The 18948-nt window shown below is 72.2% G+C and carries 20 protein-coding genes; 7 read left to right on the forward strand and 13 right to left on the reverse strand.

Annotated features, from left to right (window positions below; all coding sequences use genetic code 11):
* Nucleotides 1-7: 7 nt before the first annotated feature.
* Genes H9624_RS13725 through H9624_RS13735 form a run of 3 tightly spaced genes read right to left on the reverse strand, consistent with a single transcriptional unit; the run spans nucleotide 8 to nucleotide 2516 of the window.
* Complete coding sequence (locus tag H9624_RS13725; RefSeq protein WP_251840461.1) at nucleotides 8-817, reverse strand: MetQ/NlpA family ABC transporter substrate-binding protein; 810 nt, start codon at nucleotides 815-817, stop codon at nucleotides 8-10.
* Nucleotides 818-828: 11 nt separating this feature from the next.
* Nucleotides 829-1530: a methionine ABC transporter permease gene (locus H9624_RS13730; RefSeq protein ID WP_251840462.1), complete on the reverse strand. Its 702-nt coding sequence runs from the start codon at nucleotides 1528-1530 to the stop codon at nucleotides 829-831.
* Nucleotides 1527-2516, reverse strand: coding sequence for a methionine ABC transporter ATP-binding protein (locus tag H9624_RS13735; protein WP_251840463.1), 990 nt, complete (start codon nucleotides 2514-2516; stop codon nucleotides 1527-1529). Before H9624_RS13735 ends, H9624_RS13730 begins: the two co-directional genes overlap by 4 nt.
* 249 nt (nucleotides 2517-2765) lie before the next feature.
* On the opposite strand from H9624_RS13735, the gene H9624_RS13740 reads away from it, so the two are divergent.
* Nucleotides 2766-3359, forward strand: coding sequence for a GNAT family N-acetyltransferase (locus H9624_RS13740; RefSeq protein ID WP_251840464.1), 594 nt, complete (start codon nucleotides 2766-2768; stop codon nucleotides 3357-3359).
* 7 nt (nucleotides 3360-3366) lie between these two features.
* On the opposite strand, the gene H9624_RS13745 is transcribed toward H9624_RS13740, so the two are convergent.
* The 3 genes from H9624_RS13745 to H9624_RS13755 all read right to left on the reverse strand — a co-directional run bounded on the left by H9624_RS13745 (nucleotide 3367) and on the right by H9624_RS13755 (nucleotide 5991).
* The gene (locus H9624_RS13745; protein WP_251840465.1) at nucleotides 3367-4095 is read right to left on the reverse strand and encodes an ABC transporter ATP-binding protein; all 729 of its coding nucleotides are present in this window, start codon (nucleotides 4093-4095) and stop codon (nucleotides 3367-3369) included.
* Entirely contained in the window at nucleotides 4092-5252 is a 1161-nt protein-coding gene (locus tag H9624_RS13750) for an ABC transporter permease (protein ID WP_251840466.1), read from the reverse strand. The genes H9624_RS13745 and H9624_RS13750 overlap by 4 nt, the downstream gene beginning before the upstream one ends.
* Nucleotides 5253-5394: 142 nt before the next feature.
* Nucleotides 5395-5991: a TetR/AcrR family transcriptional regulator gene (locus H9624_RS13755; protein WP_251840467.1), complete on the reverse strand. Its 597-nt coding sequence runs from the start codon at nucleotides 5989-5991 to the stop codon at nucleotides 5395-5397.
* 167 nt (nucleotides 5992-6158) lie between these two features.
* Between H9624_RS13755 and H9624_RS13760 the strand changes: the two genes are divergently transcribed.
* A complete protein-coding gene (locus tag H9624_RS13760) occupies nucleotides 6159-8513 on the forward strand; it encodes a hypothetical protein (RefSeq protein WP_251840468.1) in 2355 nt (784 codons plus the stop codon).
* 103 nt (nucleotides 8514-8616) lie between these two features.
* Here the strand turns inward: H9624_RS13760 and H9624_RS13765 are convergent, their stop codons facing one another.
* Nucleotides 8617-9837 carry an aminotransferase class I/II-fold pyridoxal phosphate-dependent enzyme gene (locus H9624_RS13765; RefSeq protein WP_251840469.1) on the reverse strand — a complete coding sequence of 407 codons (1221 nt, stop codon included), beginning with the start codon at nucleotides 9835-9837 and terminating at the stop codon, nucleotides 8617-8619.
* Between the two features lie 198 nt (nucleotides 9838-10035).
* Here H9624_RS13765 and H9624_RS13770 point away from each other — a divergent pair, with 198 nt between their 5' ends.
* Together H9624_RS13770 and H9624_RS13775 are read left to right on the forward strand one after the other, a co-directional pair.
* Nucleotides 10036-11301 (forward strand): MFS transporter, encoded by a 1266-nt coding sequence (locus H9624_RS13770; RefSeq protein WP_251840470.1) that lies wholly within the window; start codon nucleotides 10036-10038, stop codon nucleotides 11299-11301.
* A 399-nt stretch (nucleotides 11302-11700) separates the two neighbouring features.
* A complete protein-coding gene (locus H9624_RS13775) occupies nucleotides 11701-12456 on the forward strand; it encodes a ZIP family metal transporter (protein WP_251840471.1) in 756 nt (251 codons plus the stop codon).
* Nucleotides 12457-12487: 31 nt separating this feature from the next.
* Here H9624_RS13775 and H9624_RS13780 read toward each other — a convergent pair whose 3' ends face one another.
* The 3 genes from H9624_RS13780 to H9624_RS13790 form a co-directional block, all read right to left on the reverse strand.
* Nucleotides 12488-12634 (reverse strand): hypothetical protein, encoded by a 147-nt coding sequence (locus H9624_RS13780; protein WP_251840472.1) that lies wholly within the window; start codon nucleotides 12632-12634, stop codon nucleotides 12488-12490.
* A gap of 140 nt (nucleotides 12635-12774) precedes the next feature.
* A complete protein-coding gene (locus tag H9624_RS13785; protein ID WP_251840473.1) occupies nucleotides 12775-13134 on the reverse strand; it encodes a VOC family protein in 360 nt (119 codons plus the stop codon).
* A 201-nt stretch (nucleotides 13135-13335) separates the two neighbouring features.
* Nucleotides 13336-14352: a zinc-dependent alcohol dehydrogenase family protein gene (locus H9624_RS13790; protein WP_251840474.1), complete on the reverse strand. Its 1017-nt coding sequence runs from the start codon at nucleotides 14350-14352 to the stop codon at nucleotides 13336-13338.
* 209 nt (nucleotides 14353-14561) lie between these two features.
* Here H9624_RS13790 and H9624_RS13795 point away from each other — a divergent pair, with 209 nt between their 5' ends.
* Entirely contained in the window at nucleotides 14562-15146 is a 585-nt protein-coding gene (locus H9624_RS13795; RefSeq protein ID WP_251840475.1) for a DUF8817 family protein, read from the forward strand.
* Nucleotides 15147-15243: 97 nt separating this feature from the next.
* Here H9624_RS13795 and H9624_RS13800 read toward each other — a convergent pair whose 3' ends face one another.
* Together H9624_RS13800 and H9624_RS16665 are read right to left on the reverse strand one after the other, a co-directional pair.
* A complete protein-coding gene (locus tag H9624_RS13800; RefSeq protein ID WP_251840476.1) occupies nucleotides 15244-15597 on the reverse strand; it encodes a VOC family protein in 354 nt (117 codons plus the stop codon).
* Nucleotides 15598-15607: 10 nt separating this feature from the next.
* Nucleotides 15608-15742, reverse strand: a complete 135-nt coding sequence (locus H9624_RS16665) for a hypothetical protein (RefSeq protein WP_286011242.1) — start codon at nucleotides 15740-15742, stop codon at nucleotides 15608-15610.
* Nucleotides 15743-15954: 212 nt separating this feature from the next.
* Here H9624_RS16665 and H9624_RS13805 point away from each other — a divergent pair, with 212 nt between their 5' ends.
* Complete coding sequence (locus H9624_RS13805) at nucleotides 15955-16485, forward strand: DUF4854 domain-containing protein (protein WP_251840477.1); 531 nt, start codon at nucleotides 15955-15957, stop codon at nucleotides 16483-16485.
* A gap of 162 nt (nucleotides 16486-16647) precedes the next feature.
* Entirely contained in the window at nucleotides 16648-17529 is an 882-nt protein-coding gene (locus H9624_RS13810) for an HAD family hydrolase (protein WP_251840478.1), read from the forward strand.
* A gap of 41 nt (nucleotides 17530-17570) precedes the next feature.
* Here the strand turns inward: H9624_RS13810 and H9624_RS13815 are convergent, their stop codons facing one another.
* Nucleotides 17571-18932, reverse strand: a complete 1362-nt coding sequence (locus H9624_RS13815) for a GntP family permease (RefSeq protein ID WP_251840479.1) — start codon at nucleotides 18930-18932, stop codon at nucleotides 17571-17573.
* Nucleotides 18933-18948 lie beyond the last annotated feature (16 nt).

The following is an 18948-nucleotide window of genomic DNA, read 5'->3' on the forward strand; positions in this document are numbered from 1 at the left end:
TCCCGGATCACTCCACCGGGATGATGACGCCCTGGTACTCCTCCTCGATGAACTGGTCCATCTCGTCGGAGGTGAGCAGCTCGTAGAGGGTGGCGATGCGCGGGTCGTCGGCGAGCTCCGGCGTCGTCGACAGGACGTTGTAGTAGTCGCTGTCGCTCTCCTCGGCGAGGATCATCTTGTCCTCGCCCAGGCCGGCGGGCAGCGCGAAGGCGGCGGTGACGATCGCGGCGTCCTGGTCCTCGACGGCCTGCGGCAGGGTGGCGTTCTCGATCTCGACGAACTCGATGTTGCGCGGGTTCGCGGTGATGTCGGCGATCGTGATGGGCTCCTCGGTGACCTCGATGAGGCCGTGCGCGGCGAGGAGCTTGAGGGCGCGGCCCTCGTTGGTCGGGTCGTTCGGGATCGCGACCGAGGCGCCGTCGGGCAGCTCCTCGAGCGAGCCGAAGTCGTTGGAGTACAGGCCCATCCGCGGCAGGTAGACCTCGCCGACGGAGACGAGGTCCTCGCCCATGGCCTCGTTGAAGGTCTCCATGAACGTCGTGTTCTGGAAGAGGTTGGCGTCGGCGTCGCCGTCGACCACGGCCGGGTTGGGCGTGTTGTAGTCGCTGAACTCGACGAACTCCACGGTCAGCCCCTCGGCGGGGGCGAGCTCCTCGGCGACGAAGCGGAGCATGTCGCCGGCGGGGACGGCGAGGGCCGCCACGCGGATGGTGTCGGACTCGGCGTCGGAGGCTGCGCCGTCGTCGTCCCCTCCGCCACAGGCGGTGAGGGCGAGGGCGGCGACGACGGCGACGGGCAGGGTGCGGGTGAGGCGCATGGATCTACTTTCTAGCGGTGGGACGCACGTCGGGCGACGTAGTTGCCGGCCGACTGGAGGATCTGGACGAGGACGACGAGGAGCACGACGACGACGAGCATGTACTCGAGGCTGTAGCGCTGGTACCCGTAGCGGAAGGCCACGTCCCCGAGCCCGCCGCCACCGACGGCCCCGACCATCGCGGAGTAGCCGATGAGGCCGACGACGGTCGTCGACAGTCCCAGCGTGAGGGCGGGGACCGCCTCGGCGAGGAGGACCTTGAACATGATCGTGCGCCTGGTGGCGCCGAGGGAGACGGCGGCGTCGATGACCCCGCGGGGCACCTCGCGGACCGCGATCTCCACGAGCCGGGCGAAGAACGGGATGCCGGCGATGGTGAGCGGGACGATCGAGGCCGTCGGGCCGATGAAGGTGCCGACGACCAGCCGGGTGAAGGGGATGAGCAGGATCATGAGGATGATGAACGGGATCGAGCGGCCGATGTTGACGACGACGTCGAGAGTCCGGTTCACCACCTTGCCCAGCGCACGGGAGCCGAAGGGCTTGGCGTAGAGGCCGTCCTTCTCGGTGGTGACGAGGAGGACGCCGACGGCGGTCCCGACGACCACGGTGAACAGCAGCGCGACAAAGACCATGTAGAGCGTCTGCCACGTGCCGCGGGAGACGATCTCGACGAGGTCGGACCAGAAGTCCGGGTCGTTGCGGTCGATCATCGGACCACCTCCACGAACAGGCCCTGGGAGCGCAGGTAGGACAGGGCGGCCTCCACCTGGTCGCCGGTGGCGGCGGGGATCTCGAGCCGGGTGCGGCCGGTCTGGGTGCCGTCGTGGATGGTCTCCATCGCGGCGCCGAGGATGGCGACGTCCAGGCCCTGGTCGCGGGCGAGGCGCGCGATGACGGGCTCGGAGGAGGTCTGCTTGGTGAAGGTGACGTCGATGATCGTCGTGCCGCGCTCGGGCGGCAGCTCCCCGAGCTGGAAGAGCTCGGCGGCCAGCCGCGAGCCGGGGGTGGTGAGCAGCTGGTCCATGGGGCCGTGCTCGAGGATGCGGCCGTGCTCCATGAGCGCGGCGGAGTCGCAGATGCGCTTGATGACGTCCATCTCGTGGGTGATGAGGAGGACGGTGAGGCCGAGCTCGCGGGACAGGCGGCGGATGAGGTCGAGGACCGAGCGGGTGGTCTCCGGGTCGAGGGCCGAGGTGGCCTCGTCGGAGAGGAGGACGCTCGGGTTGTCGGCGAGGGCGCGGGCGATGCCCACGCGCTGCTTCTGGCCCCCAGAGAGCTGGGCGGGGTAGGCGCCGGCGCGGTCGGACAGGCCGACGAGCTCGAGGATCTCAGTGGCGCGATGGCGGCGGTCCGCGCGGGAGGTGCCGGCGATCTCGAGGGCGAGCTCGACGTTGGCCTGCGCGGTGCGGGAGGACAGCAGGTTGAAGTGCTGGAAGATCATCCCGGCGCGACGGCGGGCCTCGCGCAGCTCCTTGCCCTTGAGCTCGGAGATGACGGCGCCGTCGACCGTGACCGTCCCGGAGTCCGGCTTCTCCAGGGCGTTGACGGTGCGGATGAGGGTCGACTTGCCGGCGCCGGACTGGCCGACGATCCCGAAGATCTCCCCCGGCTCGACGCGCAGGGAGACGTGGTCGAGCGCGTGGACCTCACCGCCGGGTGTGCGGAAGGTCTTGGACACATCCACTAGGTCGATCAAGCGGTCCTCCTGGTCCGATGGGCGCGGGCGGGCACCGTCCGCCCCCGATCAGCCCGCGCTCAGCCTGTCGTGCCGGGCGCTGACACGTCCAGCAGCAGAGACGAGTATCTCATGCTTCGGACGTGAGCTTCTCGTGGGAAATGGGGAGGACCGGGCGGAGCGCCGCTCGGTAGGCTCGCCGTCCCAGCCCACGGGCGGCGCTGCGGCCCGCAGTGAGGCCTTGGGCACACACGAGTCGGAGGTGGTGTCGTGCCGTTCCCTGCCGGGCTGCTCGCCCCGGACGGTCTGACGGTCCCGGGGCTCTCCCTGCGGCCGATCACCGCGGCGGACGCGGAGCTAGACCACGCGGCCGTGATGGAGAGCAGGGAGCTCCTGCGCCCCTGGGAGCAGACGGGCTGGCCCGCCGACGACTTCACCGTCGCGGAGAACCGGGCCGACCTCGAGGGCCTGGAGAGGCGCCACGCCGAGGGGCGGGCCTTCACCTACACCGTGCTGGACCCGGCGGACACGACATGCCTCGGATGCGTCTACCTCATGCCGCCCGACGCGCGGATGTACGACGGCGCCCACATCGTCCCTGCGGCCGCGGAGGACCGGTGGGAGGACGTGGACGCCGCCGTCTACTTCTGGGTGCGTGCCTCGCGCCTGGGGGCGGGCACCGACCGTGTGCTGCTGGAAGTACTGCGGGACTGGCTCCGGGACGAGTGGGGACTCGAGCACGCCGCCGTCGTCGTCCCCGAGGACGTCGCGCCGCAGGTCGCGGCGGTGGAGAGCACGGGCCTGCGGCTGCGCTTCACCGTCACCGAGCAGGGCAAGCCCGGCCGCTACCTCGCCTACGGCTGAGCGGGCGCTACTGCACGTCCGGGACCTGCGCCAGCCGCCCGTCGATCATCTCGACGACGCGGTCGCAGTGGGTGAGGACGTCGTGGTCGTGGGTGACCATGACGACGGCGATCCCCCGCTCGTGGCACCGTGCCGCGAGCAGCTCGACGACCTCGTGGCTGCGCGCCCGGTCGAGGGCCGCGGTGGGCTCGTCGACGAGGAGCAGCCCGGGGTCGTTGACGAGGGCGCGTGCGATGCCCACCCGCTGCCGCTCACCGCCGGAGAGCTCACCGGGACGGTGGTCGGCCCGGTGGCTCATCCCCACGGCGTCGAGCAGCGGGAGCGGGTCGAAGGACCGCGCGCCGGGGCGCCCGGCGATCCGGTAGGCGAGGCGCAGCTGGTCGGCCGCCGTGAGGGCCGGCACGAGGTTGCCGGACTGGAAGACGAAGCCGAGCCGGCTGCGCCGGAACTCCGCGAGGGCGCCCTGCCCGCGACGGCGCATCGCGCCGAGGTCCTCACCGAGGACCTGCACGTCGCCGGAGGTGGGCGTCGCCAGCGCGCCGGCCACGGCGAGGAGCGAGGACTTGCCGGCGCCCGAGGGGCCGACGACGGCGACGAGCTCGCCCGGGGCGACGTCGAGGTCGACGGCGTCCATCGCGCGGACCTTGCCCGCGCCGTCGCCGACCTCGAGGGTGACGTCGCGCAGCCGCAGGCCGAGCGTCGTGCCGTCCATGCCGGCAGTGTCGAAGGTGCTCATCGGGCGCCTCCCAGCGCGGTGATCGGGTCGATGCAGGTAACCCGCAGGACGGCGACGGCGGCGCCGAGCAGTCCGAGCAGGATGGTGACGGCGGAGGCGACGGCGATGGCCGGGGCCTCCAGGGCGAAGGGCATGCCGTCCGGCATGAGGGCACCGAGGCCCACCCCGACAGCGACACCGACGGCGGTGAAGACGAGCAGGAGGATGGCCGCCTGCGCGAGACCGTCACGGAGCAGGTAGCGGGCGGAGGCACCCATGGCGCGGAGCACGGCGAGCTCGTGGCTGCGCTGGATGGTCCACACGGTGAAGAAGGCGCCGACGACGAGCGCGCCGATCGCGTAGAGGAACCACTGGATCATGCTGAGCGTCAGCGTCTCGGCCTCGTAGCCCGGGGAGGCGTTGAAGGACTCCTCGAGCGTCATCGTCGTCGTGTCGGCGGCGGCGTCACCGGCGGCGAGCGCGTCGGCGTCACCGGCGGCGAGGGCGGAGCCCTCGGTGCCGAGGAGCCCGATGACGGAGTACTGGTCGAAGTCGAGGGCCGCGACCTGCTCCGCGGTGGGCGCAGAGCCGGCGGGGGCCTCCCCGGCGGCGATGAGCTGCCAGGTCCCGAGCGGGAGGTAGGCGATGTCGACGTGGCCGAAGGTGGCCTGCTCGTCGGTGAAGCCGACGACCTCGAGCTGGGTGTCGAGGCGGTCGAGGGTGACGACGGTCCCGATCTCGAGACCGTCCGCGGTGCCGGAGACGACGATCCCCGCGGGGTCGTCGAGGCCGGTGCCGTCGGCGACGTCGGGGGCGAGGAACGAGCCGGGCTCGACGCCGAAGAGGGTGAGGTCGACCTGCTCGCCGGTGTCGGTCACGGCGTTGACGATGGACGCCCCCATCGGGGACGCCTCGGCGACGTCGGACTGGTCGCGCCAGGTGGCGAGCTGGGCGTCGTCGACGACGGAGCGGGAGAACGCGTTGTCCGCCTTGGTACCGGCGTCGAACGCGAAGGAGGTCGAGGTGGGCAGGGACTTGAGGCCGGAGACGCCGTCGTTGACCAGCCCGGCGGAGAGGCCGGAGAGCAGGACCATGAGAACGGCGATGAGAGCGATAACGACGCCCATGAGACTGAAACGGCCCCGGGCGAACGACAGCTCGCGCAGTGCGAGGAACATGAGTGTCCTTTGATGAGGTTGCCGGCGCCCGCGACCGCACCGAGCCCGAGGCCCGCCAGTTGCCGACACCGTGTCGGGAAGATGCCGACAGCGTGTCACAAAGCGGGCCGGCGGTGCACCCGGGACGCGTGTGGTCTTGCGCTCAGTGCGCCCGGCCGGTCCCACCCAGCTCGCGGACCATCGGCCCGAGGACGGCGACGAGTCGCGCGACGGCGGCGTCGCGCCCCTGCCCCGTCTCGAGCAGCAGGGTGGCCCCGTGGACGACGGCGTTGATCAGGCCCGCGACGTCGTCGGGCGCGTCCACGCCCAGGGCGTCGAGGGCCGAAATGAGCGGTTCCTGGATCTCGCGGTGCATCCGCGCGGCCTGCTCGTCCAGTGCCTCGCCAGGATCGAGCGCCGCCAGGGCGCTGCCCACCGCGTGGGCGCCCTCGACGACGAGGTCGATGTTGGCGACGGCGTAGGCGAGGATGCGGTCGGCGTCCGTCGGGGCGGCGGCCATGGCCTCGCGGATCCGCTCGGTCCACCGCGGATAGATGTCCTTCACCATGGCGTGGAGGAGCTCGCGCTTGGAGCCGAAGTACTGGTACGCGCTGGTCCGCGCAAGGCCGGCCCGGGTGGCGACGTCGGACAGGCTGGGCGGCTCACCGGTCTCCAGGAGGATCGTGTGCGCGGCGTCGAGCAGCGCTCGCTCCCGCGCCGCGCGGTGCTCGGCGACGGTCGCCTCGGTGATCCTGGGCATGGCACCTGACGATACGCCGCGCCGGTCGAGGCGGTCGCCGCGGCGTGGCGGTCACCCCCGCCGACAGCCGCGACCGCCGGAGCATCACCCGCTCCGCCCCTCCACCGTCGGGCCTCCCGGTGGAACGGTGGAGCCAGCAGGTTCGACGTCGGCGTCGGGAGCACACGATGAACCGCACGAGCGCAGGCGGTCCGGTGGGCGCGCCGGCGCGCGCGCTCGCCGCCCTGGTGACGGGGCTCCTCGTGGTCCTCGCCCTGCTGGCGGCGCCCGGCGCACAGGCACAGACGGAGGAGCCGACCCAAGACCCGACCGACCGGGCCTGTGCGCTCGCGCGGAGTCTCAACGCGCAGGCTCGGCCTCAGGACGCCCGCGCCCTCGTCGACGAGCATCGCGCCGCAGCGGCAGCGCATCGCCGCGACTGCGCCCCGGAGTACTTCGAGGCACAGGCTCGGACCTCGCTTGCCACGATCGTCACGACGCTGGCGGACGATGACGCCCTCGCGCCACTACGGGCCCAGCTGGCCGACGTCTGCGGCACATCGGCGGACACACGGAGCGAGGTTCTCGCGGCCTGCGACGTCGCCGTCTCCGCCGAACAGCCGATGACCTGGAGCGAGGACGTCGCCTCCTCCCTCGCGGGGTTCGTCGAGCGGTGGGCGGAACCACTCCGGGACCTTGCGCTCGCCGTCGTCGGCTTCCTTGCCGCCGTCTACGTGCTCGCCCGTGTCCAGACCCGTCGTCTCTCGCCGACGCGGTACGCCGCGCTGGCCAGGATCGGCGCCAGCCGTGGTGGCGCGAAGGTCGCCGCCGGGGCCGTGGTGCTCGCCGCGACGGCCGCGTTCGTCTTCCTCATCGTCTGGGCACCCCGCACGAGCGGGGACGCACCGGTGATCGCTGCTGTCGCCGTCGTGGTCCTCGCCCTCACGGCGTGGGCGGTGGACCGCGTCGCCCGGCTCCTGGCGAGCTCGCTGCGGATCGCGGTGACCGTGCGAGGCGCGGACGGCAAGGAGTCGACGAGTGCCACCGCGCACGTCATCGGCATCCTCAACGAGCTCGGGGCCCAGGGCCCGCGAGGGGCGCAGTTCCCCCGCGGTACGGACGTCTCCGCGCTCGACACCGCTGTCATCAGCGCGCTCCCCGCGGGCGCCGTCGCAAAGCTCCTGCTCGCCGTCCTCCACGTGCTCGTCCCGCGCGCCCCGTGGGAGGTGTCCATCGACGAGGAGTCCGTGGACCGCGAGACGGTGGAGGTCACCCACAACGGCCGTTCCGCCCTCGTGGCGGTCGTGGACCGAGACGCGCTCGGCCTCCGGACGCCGGTGCTCACCGCGAGCGCATCTCCATCCGCAGAAGTGGCGGTCCTGCCCGACCTGCACCGCATGAGCGCCGCCCTGGTGCTGGCCAAGCTGCACGAGGTGCATCGGTTCCCCGGGTTGGGTGGCGCGACCAACGGCCTGTCCGTCGGGTTCCAGACCGTGGCGACCAGCGACTTCGCACGCGACTACGACGCGGCCGCGCCGCTCCTGGCCCGGGCCGTGGGCCTGGACAGCGGGAACCTCGCCGCGACGCTGGGCCTGCTCCACTGCCGGTTCCGCAGCGCCAGCAACGCGCCCGACCTCAGCCTCTACGTCGACGAGCTCACCGCTCTTCTCGACAGGCTCGAGGGCCTCAGCGAGGACGACCCCGCGGGCGCGATGCTCCTCACCTGCCGGGCGCGGCTCAACCGGCTCGTCGCCCGGATCAACCTCGCCTTCGCAGACGGCAGTGGCACCGCCGCAGGGCTGGGGTGCGCCCGGGAGCTGGCGAAGGCGCTGGTGACGGACGTCGACGCGCTCGTCGCGGCCCCCGAAGTCCCCGCCGAGAACGTCACCCTGCTCCGGGCGATCGCGCGCAACGCCCGGATCCTCATGGTGGTCGGGACGAACGGCGCCCCCGAGCCGCCGCTCACCCCCCTCGAGCACCACCAGGCCGCCTGCCACTACGCCACGGCCCCCACGCCTGCCCTCGAGCGGGCGGTCCACCACCTGCGTCTCGCGGCCGCCGAGCCGCAGCTAGCCGCGTGGCGCGCACTGGACCCCCAGCTCGAGCAGTTCCGCCGTACCGACACCTACCGTGCTGCGTTCCCGCCCGAGAAGGACGAGTTCTTCTCCTTGCCCGGGATCGCTCGACTGAAGGACGGCCTCACGCGCCTGGGCATCACGGGTGAACGCGACCTCCTGGCGCACTCACCCGCCGAGGTCGCGCAGCTGCTCGGCACGACCTCGGCCGTGACGGGCCGCCTGCTCGCGCTCGTCCGCCTGGTCTCCCAGGTGCCCAGCGACCTCCATCCCTGGCGCTACACGATCGGCTCCTGGGTCGCGCGGACGGCGCGTCCGGGGCTCACGCGAGCCGAGTTGGCGGAAGCCGTCGCCGAGGAGCTCGCGGAGGAGCTCAGCGCCGGTGAGATCGCGGCACTTCAGGCGTGGGTTCGCGCGGGCTCCTGCCGCCGGTCCGACCTCGCGGACTATCTGCGCGCCATCACCTGAGTCCGAGCGTGTCTGTTTCCGGTGCTTGCGTCGCACTCTCGCGCCTTCGGTCGCCCCTCGGAACGGACGCGGGAGTTGTGAGGGTGCGACGCAAGCGAGCGGCTCAGGCGCGGAGGCGCGCCAGCCCCTCGGCCGCACGCTCCAGCACGCTCTCCTGCTTGACGTAGGTGAAGCGCACCCACGAACCCAGCGCATCCGCCGTCGTTGACCCGGCGGCGCAGAACGCACTGACCGGGATCCCGACGACGTCGGCCAGCTCGGGCAGCCGGCGGCACAGGTCGACGGCGTCGGTGAAGCCGAGCGGTGCGGCGTCGGCGACGACGAAGTACGTGCCGGCCGCCCGGACCGTGGCGAAACCTGCGGCGTCGAGCGCTCCGGTGAGGAGGTCGCGGCGGGACTGCAGGGAGGCCCGGAGCCCGGCGACGTACTCCCCCGTCCGCCCGTCCTCGTCGGCCAGCCCGGCCGCGACGGCGTGCTGGAACGGCCCGGAGGCGACGTAGGTGAGGAACTGCTTGACGGTGCGCACGGCGGTGACGAGCTCCGCCGGGCCGTGGATCCACCCGACCTTCCACCCGGTGAAGGACAGCGACTTCCCCGAGGAGGAGATCGTCAGCGTGCGCCCTGCCGCGGCGGGGAGCGTGGCGAGCGGGACGTGCCGCACGCCGTCGTAGGTGAGGTGCTCGTAGACCTCGTCGGTGACGATGACGGCGTCCCGTGCCGCGGCCTGCTCCGCCAGGAGCGTCAACTCGTCGATCGTGAGGACGGTGCCGGTGGGGTTGTGCGGGGTGTTGACCAGGACGATACGCGTGCGGTCGGTGAACGCCGCGCGCACGTCGTCGGGGTCGAGGTGGAAGCCGTCCGGGCCGGGGCGCAGCGCGATGGTGCGGTGGGTGGCGCCGGCCATCGCGATGGAGGCGGCGTAGGAGTCGTAGTACGGCTCGAGGGTGAGGACCTCGTCCCCCGGCCCGGCGAGCGCGAGGATCGTCGCGGCGATCGCCTCGGTCGCGCCGGCGGTGACGAGCACCTCGGTGTCCGGGTCGACGCTCAAGCCGTAGTGGCGGGCCTGGTGCGCGGCGACCGCCTCGCGCAGCTGCGGGATGCCGGGGCCCGGCGGGTACTGGTTATGGCCGTCCCGGATGGCCGCGATTGCGGCCTCCTTGAGGTGCTCGGGCCCGTCGACGTCCGGGAAGCCCTGACCGAGGTTGACCGCGCCCGTGCGGGCGGCGAGCTCGGACATCTCGGCAAAGATCGTCGGGGCGACGACGCCCGACGGCGAGAGCAGGCCGGCCCCCCGGGCCACGTCGATCCAGCGGTCACTACGCATGGCGCGATCCTCGCATCCGTCCGCGGGTCCAGACCATGGCGTCCACGTCGAGCGCTGGCCCGCGAGCTCCTGGTCAACACGCACATCGCACTGCGACAGACGGCAGCAACGGCAGAGGCCCAGAGCGTCGCGACCATAGGTGTCCGCTGCCCAGGCGGCGTCAGTCCTAGACTCAGCCCGGTCGGCGAGAGGACGACGATGCCGCAACACGAACCCACGCGACGCCGCGCCGTTGCACTCCTCGCCCTGAGCAACGTCCTGGGCGGGATCGGGGTGGCGTCGGGGATCGCCGTCGGCGCCCTGCTCGCCGAGCGCCTCGGGGGCACGGCCGTGGCCGGCCTGGCGCAGGCCACGGGCGTCCTCGGCGCCGCGGTCGCCGCCGTCCCGCTCGCCACCCTGGCCACCCGGCGGGGCCGGCGGTGGTCGCTCACGCTCGGGTACACGGTCGCCCTGCTCGGCGCCGGCCTCGTCGTCACGGCCGCCGTCATCGGCTCCTTCCTCGTCCTGCTGCTGGGGCTGGGGACCTTCGGGGTGGCGCAGGCAGCGAACCTCCAGTCCCGGTACGCCGCCGCCGACGGAGCGAGCGCCGCCACCCGCGCCCGGTCGATCTCGGTCGTCCTGTGGGCGACGACGGTCGGCTCGGTGGCCGGGCCCAACCTCACGGCGGTGGGCGAGCGGGCGGCCTCGGAAGTCGGCATCCCTGGCCTCGCCGGGCCCTACCTGTTCTCCGCCCTCGCCTTCGCCCTCGCCGCCACCGTCCTCGGCGTCTTCTTCCGCCCCGTCGACGGCGCGGCGGACGGCTCGGCCGGACAGCCGCCACCGGCGGGTACCGCGTCCGCGCCGCGGGCGGTCGGTGCCACGGCCGCGCTGCGGTGGGCTGCCGGGCACCCGGTGGCCAGGTTCGCCGTCGGGCTCATCGCCGTGGCCCACGCCGTCATGGTCATGGTCATGGTGATGACGCCGGTGCACATGCAGCACAGCGGGATGAGCCTGGAGCTCGTCGGCATCGTCATCAGCGTCCACGTCCTGGGGATGTACGCGCTCAGCCCGGTGTTCGGGTGGCTGGTCGACCGGCGTGGCGGTGTGGCCGTGGCGGTCGGCGGCATCCTCGTCCTCCTCGCCGCGACCGTCCTGGGCTTCGTCGCGGCCGCCTCGGGCGAGAGCCCGGGCCTCACCGCCCTCGCGCTCACGGTCCTGGGCCTCGGCTGGTCGGCGTCGCTCATCTCCGCCTCCGCGCTGCTCACCGAGGTCGCGCCCGACCACGTGCGGGTCCCGCTGCAGGGGGCCACGGACGCCGCCATGAGCTACGCCGGCGCGGCGGCCGCCGCCCTGGCCGGCCCGATCCTCGCGGCGGGCTGGTTCCGCGCGGTCAACGTCGCGGCGGCGCTGCTCCTGGTCCCTGCGGCGCTCCTCGCCGTGGGCGCCGCTCGCCGTCCCGCCGCCACGCCTGCCGATGGCCGCTGACCACGGCAACTCCGCCGCCCGCGTCAGAAGAACTCCTCGACGTCCCCGAGGTCACCGCTCGTCACCACAATCCCTGGGTGCTGGGTCTCGTACGCAACCGCCTCGCGCTGCGACTCCGTACGCTCGGTCGTGATCTCGGTCAGATGAGTTCGTCGCGTGCCCACAGGGCTGCCTTCCGGTCCGGGGGTTTCCACCGCCCGGTGTCGGACGATTGATATCACGGCGCCATCCGACGGACATCACATTCCTCGCACGATTTCAGAATGCGGTCGCGGGGAGCCCGGGCGTCGCGACCTCTCGCTCGAGGAACTCCTTGCGGACGACGCCAGGGTCGCGCGCCGTTCTCCCCAGGTGTAGTGATGAGGGGCCGGACGGCACCGGAGGAGGATCGAGGAGCCCGTGACCCAGGTTCTCGAAGCAGGCGCGTGGGGCGCGCTCGGGGGCGTCGCGCTCGTGATCGGCGCGGCCGTCGCATGGTTCGTCCGGGTGCCGGCGGCCGTTGTCGCGGCGGTCATGGCCTTCGGCTCCGGAGTGCTCATCTCCGCGCTCGCCTTCGAGCTCGTCCAGGAGGCGGCCGACGTCGGCGGGGTGGGCCCCACCGTGCTCGGCTTCCTCGGCGGGGCGATCGCCTACATGCTCGCCAACGCGCAGCTCGCCCGCCGCGGCGCACGGCACCGCAAGCGCTCCCAGGGGCAGCAGCCCCGCGAGGAGGAGACCAGCGGAAGCGGAGCCGCGATCGCCGTCGGTGCGCTGCTCGACGGCGTCCCGGAGTCGGTCGTTCTCGGTGCCAGCCTGCTCGGAGGCGGCGGGGTGAGCACCGCCGTCGTCGCCGCGGTCTTCATCTCCAACCTGCCCGAGGGCTTGTCGAGTGCCGCCGGGATGAAGCGGTCCGGGCGCAGTGCGCGGTACGTCTTCGGGGTGTGGGGCGGGATTGCCGTCGCGAGCGCTGTCGCGGCCGCGCTCGGCTACCTGCTCCTCGGCTCCGCGTCGCCCCAGGTCGTCGCCGCCATCACAGCGGTGGCCGCCGGCGCCATCCTCACGATGCTCGCCGACACGATGATCCCCGAGGCGTTCGAGCGCACGCGCACGCTCACCGGGCTGATCGCGGCCGTCGGTTTCGTCTGCGCGTTCGCGATCAGCGAGGCAGGCGGCTGATCCGACGACGACGTCGCCGTCCCCTCCCGCGTCAGAGGAACTCTTCGGAGTCCCCGAACTCGCCGATGATGAAACGGAGCGCTGCCTGCTGGATCTCGTACTCCGCCGCTACGGTGTCGCGCCACGACGTCGCGCGCTCCACCGATGTCTCGATCAGGTGATCCTGTCGGGTGCCCATGAGGTTGCCCTCCCGTCCGGGGTGTCGACACCGCCCGATGCCGACAGGGCCATTGATACCACGGCGCGTGTCGACCGACCCATTCCCGTGGAGGCTGGTCCCTATTCTCGGAACGTCCCATTGACGTCCTCAAGAAGCGCTCACCAGCACAAGCAGAACGGATGCCCCGCCGGATCGGCATAGACCCGGAACGTGTCCGTCGCGTTCCCGTTCTGGGACCCCTTGAGCAGCCGCGCGCCGTGCGCGATGACGTGCTCGTGCGCCTCCTCGATGTCGTCGATCCACAGGTCGAGGTGGATCTGCTGCGGGTTCCCGTCGGGCCACTGGGGCGGCACGTGGTCGGGCGCCAGCTGCACCGCGACGAACGGCTTCCCGTCGACCACCACCTCGTGCCAGTCGTCGTCGGCCTCGACGGTCCCTCCCAGCACCCCCGCCCAGAAGCGGCTCTCCACGTCCAGGTCGGCGGCGTCGAACACGACGAGGTGATGCTTGATCTGCATGGCGGCCTCCTTGCTCGCGAGGGCAAGGCTAGTAGCCGCCACCCCGCCAGCGCGAGGGGCTGATCGCCCCGATCTCCCACGTCCTCTGGAACGCACATCCGGTACGTCCCAGCGTGGCGCCAGGTGCGTCCAGACGACCGGGGGTGCGTCCCAGGCGGACGGAGGGGGCGGCGGAAGGCGAGCCGTCGACGGCCGCCGCGCTCAGACCCGCAGCAGCGCCTTGATCGCACGCCGCTCATCCATCGCGCGGTACGCCTCGGCGGCGTCCTCGAGCGGCACCTCGAGGTCGAACACGCGGCCCGGGTCGATGCGCCGGTTCCAGATGAGGTCGATGAGCTCGGGCAGGTACTCGCGGACCGGCGCCGGCCCGCCGTGGAGGTGGACGTGGGAGCCGAAGAGCAGCTTGCCGGGGATCTCCACGCCGTGGGAGACACCCACGAACCCGACGTGACCGCCGGGCCGGGTCGCCTTGATCGCCTGGAGCATCGACTCCTGGGTGCCGACGGCCTCGATGACCGAGTGCGCGCCCAGCCCGTCGGTGAGCTCCTTGACGGCGTCCGCGCCCTCGTCGCCGCGCGAGGTGACGACGTCGATCGCGCCGAACTCCTTCGCGAGCGCCTGCCGGTCGGCGTGCCGGCTGAAGATGACGATCCGCTCGGCGCCCATCTCGCGGGCCGCCAGCACGCCGAGCAGCCCCACCGCGCCGTCGCCCACCACCGCGACCGTCTTGCCCGGCCCCGCCTGCGCCGCGGCCGCCGCGAACCAGCCGGTGCCGAGGACGTCGGAGGCGGCGAGCAGGCTGGGGACCAGGTCCGGCGAGGGCTCACCGGGGGTGGCGACGAGCGTGCCGTCGGCGAGCGGCACCCGCAGGTACTCGGCCTGCGAACCGCCCATCCCCACGCGCTGGACGCAGGACGTCTGGTACCCGGCCCGGCAGATCTCGCACGTGTTGTCCGAGGCGACGAAGGACCCGACGACGAAGTCGCCCACCTTCACGTTGGTCACCGCGGAGCCGACCTCCTCGACGACGCCCACGTACTCGTGCCCCATGGGCCGCGGCTCCCGGATCTCGTCGGCACCGCGGTAGGGCCACAGGTCCGAGCCGCACACGCACGCCGCAGCGAGCCGGATGACCGCGTCGGTCGGCTCCTGGACCGTCGGCATCGGAAGGTCCTCGACGCGGACATCCCCCGCTCCGTGCATGACAACTCCGCGCATGGTGCTCCTTCTCGGTCGCCGGTCGGCCCGACGGTCGTCTGGTGGTGGGACACCAGGGTCACCTCCCCCACGTGTCCTCACAACCGCTGCCCGGCCGCGACGTGCCCACCCGCGGCGTCGTGTGGTCACGACCCCATGGACACACCCGAGGAGTGAGCACCGACGGTGCGGACGTTTACGCGGGCGGCCGCTGGTGGCACGCTCGAGGCATGACTGTGCAAGTCATCCCCATGCTCCCGTGCGCCGACATCGACGAGATCGCCGACTTCTTCACCGCCCTGGGCTTCCGCGTCACCTACCGGCAGGTGAGGCCCAACCCGTACGTCGCCGTCGAGGGCCACGGTTTCCCGTTGCACTACTACGAGCTGGACGGTCACCGCCCGGAGGCGTCGCACAGCACCTGCGGGGTGGTCGTCGACGACACGGCTCCACTGTTCGACGCCCTCGCGGCCGGCCTGCGAGCCCGGTACGGCAAGCTTCCCGTCGCGGGCTTCCCGCGGATCACGCGGCCCCGGCCCCGGAAGAACGCCGGCGGCCTGTCCGGGTTCAGCCTCATCGACCCCGCCGGCAACTGGATCCGGGTCATGAGCCGCGCGGGCACCGCCGAGCCGCCGGTGGAGTCCTCACCGCTGCGGGAGAGTCTGCTCAACGCGATCGTGATCGCCGACAGCAAGGGTGACCCTGCACAGGCCGCGAAGATCCTCACCGGGGCGGTCCGGCGGGCGGACGCCTCGGACCCCGCGCTCGAGGACGCCCAGGAGTTCCTCGCCGAGCTCGCGGAGCGTCTCGCATAGGTTGAAGGTGCGGCAAGCACGCAGCGGGCAGGGACGCCGCCTGAGCGACTCGCCGGCGTCCTGGTCGAGGAGCCGCCGAGCTCGCGCAGAGGGAGCGCTACTCGCGGTGCTGGACGATGTTCACCACGGTGCCGTCGGGAGCCCGGAGGAAGAACCGCCTCACGCCCCACGCCTCCACGGTGAGTGGATGGACGATCTCGTACCCGCGCCGCTGAGCGTCCGCGAACGCCGCCTCGACATCGTCGACCATGACGGAGATCGTGGGACTCTCCGAGGCGGTCATGTCGTCGGTGACCAGCTGGACGCTCGCCCCCGTCTCCGGTGACGTGTACCGGGCCACCCAGCCGAGGTCGAACTCCTCGTCGCTCAGCCCGAGGTAGTCCGCGTAGAAGGCCTTGGCGGCCCCGATGTCACGGACGCAGATGTCGGCAATCACTCGGATCACGCGCATGCGGACCTCCTCAGCCCTCGTCCGAGGTGACGGGGTCATGCACCAGGTGCGTCGCCGTCGACGTCGGGCCGTTGTCCGGCGCGACGCCCAGGCCCGTGACGACGCCGTCCAGGGAGACGGTGACGTCGGTGATGACTCGACTCATGCAGGGACAGACCGGGCTCGGCCGTGATTCTCATCGCCGGGTCGGACCGACACGATGGCCTCGTGACGAAGCCGTCGACAGCTCCCCGACGTGCGCGGTGCACCGAGCCCGTGTAGATCCATCACTCGGGACGTAGGCCTCCCGCATGTGCGGACGGTCCACGCCCCTCCGGGCCCAGGACGGGCCGGATCCCACGACGAAGGCAGAGGTTCGTGTTCACCAAGACCATCCGCGCAGGGGCAACCTCCCTGACCGCGCTCGCGCTCGCCCTCTCGCTCACCGCATGCAGCTCAGACGAGCCGGAGCCCGAGGCGAGCACCGAGCCGGCCACCCAGGAGGCGACCACCGAGGCCACCCCGGAGGCCGAGCCGAGCGCCACCGAGGAGGAGGCCCCCGAGGAGACGACGGCCGCGGACTCGGAGGCAGCCCTGGACGAGTACGTCGCCATGGAGCGGGAACAGCTGGAGGCGGCAGGCGACTCGCTGGCCGAGGTCTACTCCGAGGTCACGGTCGAGGCGCAGTACCCGGACACGGCCGTGTTCACCTACACCTACGCGCAGGAGGTGCCCGCCGAGGAGGCCGCGACGCAGCTCGAGAGCATGGCCGGGGACCTCAAGGAGCTCTGCGAGACCGGCGTCTTCCCGGCGATGGAGTCCATGGGCGTCGGCCCGAGCCAGAAGGTCACCTACGTCTACAACAACGCCGACGGCTCCGAGATCTGGAGCCAGACCTTCGAGTCGTAGGACTGCGGCGGTGACGTCCACGAGTCGGCGTCGTGGACGTCACCGCCCGCTCCTCCCGGCACGGCCGGGGACGACGACGGCGGTTCTCGTCTGCCGCCACCACGCCGGCTCCCGGCCACGTAGCGTGGAGGGCAGAACCGTCGTCCCGAGCTGAGGAGCTACGTGAAGGCCTGGCCTGAGTTCGTCCCCCGTCTGGTCGCCACCGACATCGACGGCACGATCGTGCCGCACGGTGGCACGGTGAGCGCCCGCACCCGCGCGGCGCTGCAGAGCTACGTCGAGCGCGGGATCGACGTGGTGCTGGTGACGGGGAGGCCACCCCGCTGGCTCCCACCCGTCGTCGAGGCGACCGGCCTCACCGGGCCGGTCATCGCCGCCAACGGCGCGATCGTCGTCGACGCCCAGAGCCTGGAGCCGATCGAGGTCAGCGCCCTCTCCCCCGGCCACGTCACCGAGGCCGTCGAGCGCTTCAGCGCGGCACTGCCGGACGCAATCTTCGCTGTCGAGACGCCCGGTGAGCTGCGCGTGGGCCCGGGCTTCGAGCGGGTCCGCACGGCCGGACGCCGCGAGGGCCTCACCCCGGACGAGCCGCCGGTGACGCTGGCCCGCTCCACCGAGGAGCTCCTCGACGTCGAGGACATCATCAAGATCATGGTCCTCAGCCCCGCGTCGGACCCGGACGAGATGCTCGCAACGGGACGCGCCGAGGCCGGGCACGTCGTCAGCGTCACCAGGTCGAGCATCGCCCGGCCGCTCCTCGAGCTCGGCCCGCAGGGGGTCACCAAGGCCTCGACGCTGACGGAGTACGCGCGACGCCGCGACATCGACCAGGCCGACGTCGTCGCCTTCGGGGACATGCCCAACGACGTCGAGATGCTGCGCTGGGCCGGCCACGGCTTCGCCATGCACGACGGCCACCACGAGGCCCGCGCCGCGGCGCAGCACGTCGCCCCGCCCGTCGGCGAGGACGGCGTGGCCCAGGTGCTCGAGACCTTCCTCGCTCCGCGCGACACCCTCACCCCCACTCCCTCCGCCGAGAGCTGACGGGCGGGATCCAGCTGTCGGCGAGAAGGGGGGGGGGAGCCTCAGAGCACGATGAGGCTCATCACCCAGGTGGCGAGCATCGCGGCCACGCCCTCGATCGCCGTCGCCGGGGTGAGGGTGCGGTAGGCGGTGGCCACCGGGATCCGGCTCAGCTGGGAGACGACCCAGAAGTAGGAGTCGTTGGCGTGGGAGACCACCATCGCCCCGGCGCCGATCGCGAAGACCGTCAGCACGGCGCCCATCGTCTCCCCCAGCCCGAGGCTCTCGAGCATCGGCGCGACCAGCGCCGCCGTCGTGATGATCGCGACCGTCGAGGAGCCCTGCGCCGTCTTGAGCGCCGCCGCGATGATGAACGGCACGAAGATGCCCAGGCCCAGCGTGCTGAGGTTGTCGGCGATGAACCCGGTGAGCTCGCTCGCGCCGAGAACCCCGCCGAAGGCCGCCCCAGCGGCGGTGATGAGGAGGATCGGCGCGGCGACGCCGATCGAGCCGGTGACGATGTCGTTGAACTGCTCGAGGCGGCCCTTGCCCTTGAGGAGCAGGACACCGAGCGCGAAGCCGATGATGAGCGCGATCGACGGGGACCCGACGAACTGCAGCGCGGTGAGGAGCGTCCCCTCGCCGAACGGGGCGCTGGGCAGGTTCCCGAACGAGGCGAGGCAGATGAGGATGATCGGCACGAGGATCGGCAGGAACGCGAGCGACGCCGGGGGCAGCGTGCCGTAGCTGGCCCGCAGCTCCTCGTAGGACTGGTCGAGCTCCGGCTCCCCCGAGCTCTTGGGGAGCAGCTCGAAGGTCTTCCTTCGCAGCGTGCTGGCGAAGAGGAGCGCCGCCCCGGCCGCCACCGCCGCGATCGGCAGCCCGAGCCCGATGACGAGCCCGAGGTCCTCGATGACGCCCAGCTCACCGGCCGCCGCGAGCGGCCCCGGCGTGGGCGGGACCATCGTGTGCGTCGCGTACAGGCCGGTCATGAGCGCCACGGCCATGCCCACCGGCGAGACCTTCGCCCGCACGGCGATCGCCTTGCGCAGCGAGTTGAGGATGATGAACCCGGAGTCGCAGAACACCGGGATCGCGACGATGTACCCGATGACGCTCATCGTGAGGTTCGGGAACCGGGTGCCGAGCACCTTGATGAGGGCGTCCGCCATCGAGATGGCCCCACCGGACCGCTCGAGCACCAGGCCGATCATCGTCCCGAAGAGGATGACGAGCCCGATGTTGCCCAACGTGTTGCCGAAGCTCGTGAGGATCGTCGGCACGATGTCCGCGGTGGGCAGGCGGAAGGCGAAGCCGCCGATGATCGCGGCCCCGATGAGCGCGATGAACGGGGAGATCTTGAGCTTCGCCGTCGTGAGGACGATGGCCGCGACGAGCGCGACGAGGATGAGGACGTCGATCATGAGGTGCTCCCTTGCA

The organism is Oceanitalea stevensii (assembly GCF_014837105.1).
In the GTDB taxonomy this organism is placed as follows: Bacteria; Actinomycetota; Actinomycetes; order Actinomycetales; family Actinomycetaceae; genus Oceanitalea; species Oceanitalea stevensii.

Bases quoted from the DNA above. Each gene is read 5' to 3' on its own strand.
- H9624_RS13725 (WP_251840461.1), bottom strand. From the start codon at position 817: ATGCGCCTCACCCGCACCCTGCCCGTCGCCGTCGTCGCCGCCCTCGCC.
- H9624_RS13730 (WP_251840462.1), bottom strand. From the start codon at position 1,530: ATGATCGACCGCAACGACCCGGACTTCTGGTCCGACCTCGTCGAGATC.
- H9624_RS13745 (WP_251840465.1), bottom strand. From the start codon at position 4,095: ATGAGCACCTTCGACACTGCCGGCATGGACGGCACGACGCTCGGCCTG.
- H9624_RS13750 (WP_251840466.1), bottom strand. From the start codon at position 5,252: ATGTTCCTCGCACTGCGCGAGCTGTCGTTCGCCCGGGGCCGTTTCAGT.
- H9624_RS13755 (WP_251840467.1), bottom strand. From the start codon at position 5,991: ATGCCCAGGATCACCGAGGCGACCGTCGCCGAGCACCGCGCGGCGCGG.
- H9624_RS13760 (WP_251840468.1), top strand. From the start codon at position 6,159: ATGAACCGCACGAGCGCAGGCGGTCCGGTGGGCGCGCCGGCGCGCGCG.
- H9624_RS13765 (WP_251840469.1), bottom strand. From the start codon at position 9,837: ATGCGTAGTGACCGCTGGATCGACGTGGCCCGGGGGGCCGGCCTGCTC.
- H9624_RS13770 (WP_251840470.1), top strand. From the start codon at position 10,036: ATGCCGCAACACGAACCCACGCGACGCCGCGCCGTTGCACTCCTCGCC.
- H9624_RS13780 (WP_251840472.1), bottom strand. From the start codon at position 12,634: ATGGGCACCCGACAGGATCACCTGATCGAGACATCGGTGGAGCGCGCG.
- H9624_RS13785 (WP_251840473.1), bottom strand. From the start codon at position 13,134: ATGCAGATCAAGCATCACCTCGTCGTGTTCGACGCCGCCGACCTGGAC.
- H9624_RS13790 (WP_251840474.1), bottom strand. From the start codon at position 14,352: ATGCGCGGAGTTGTCATGCACGGAGCGGGGGATGTCCGCGTCGAGGAC.
- H9624_RS13795 (WP_251840475.1), top strand. From the start codon at position 14,562: ATGACTGTGCAAGTCATCCCCATGCTCCCGTGCGCCGACATCGACGAG.
- H9624_RS13800 (WP_251840476.1), bottom strand. From the start codon at position 15,597: ATGCGCGTGATCCGAGTGATTGCCGACATCTGCGTCCGTGACATCGGG.
- H9624_RS16665 (WP_286011242.1), bottom strand. From the start codon at position 15,742: ATGAGTCGAGTCATCACCGACGTCACCGTCTCCCTGGACGGCGTCGTC.
- H9624_RS13815 (WP_251840479.1), bottom strand. From the start codon at position 18,932: ATGATCGACGTCCTCATCCTCGTCGCGCTCGTCGCGGCCATCGTCCTC.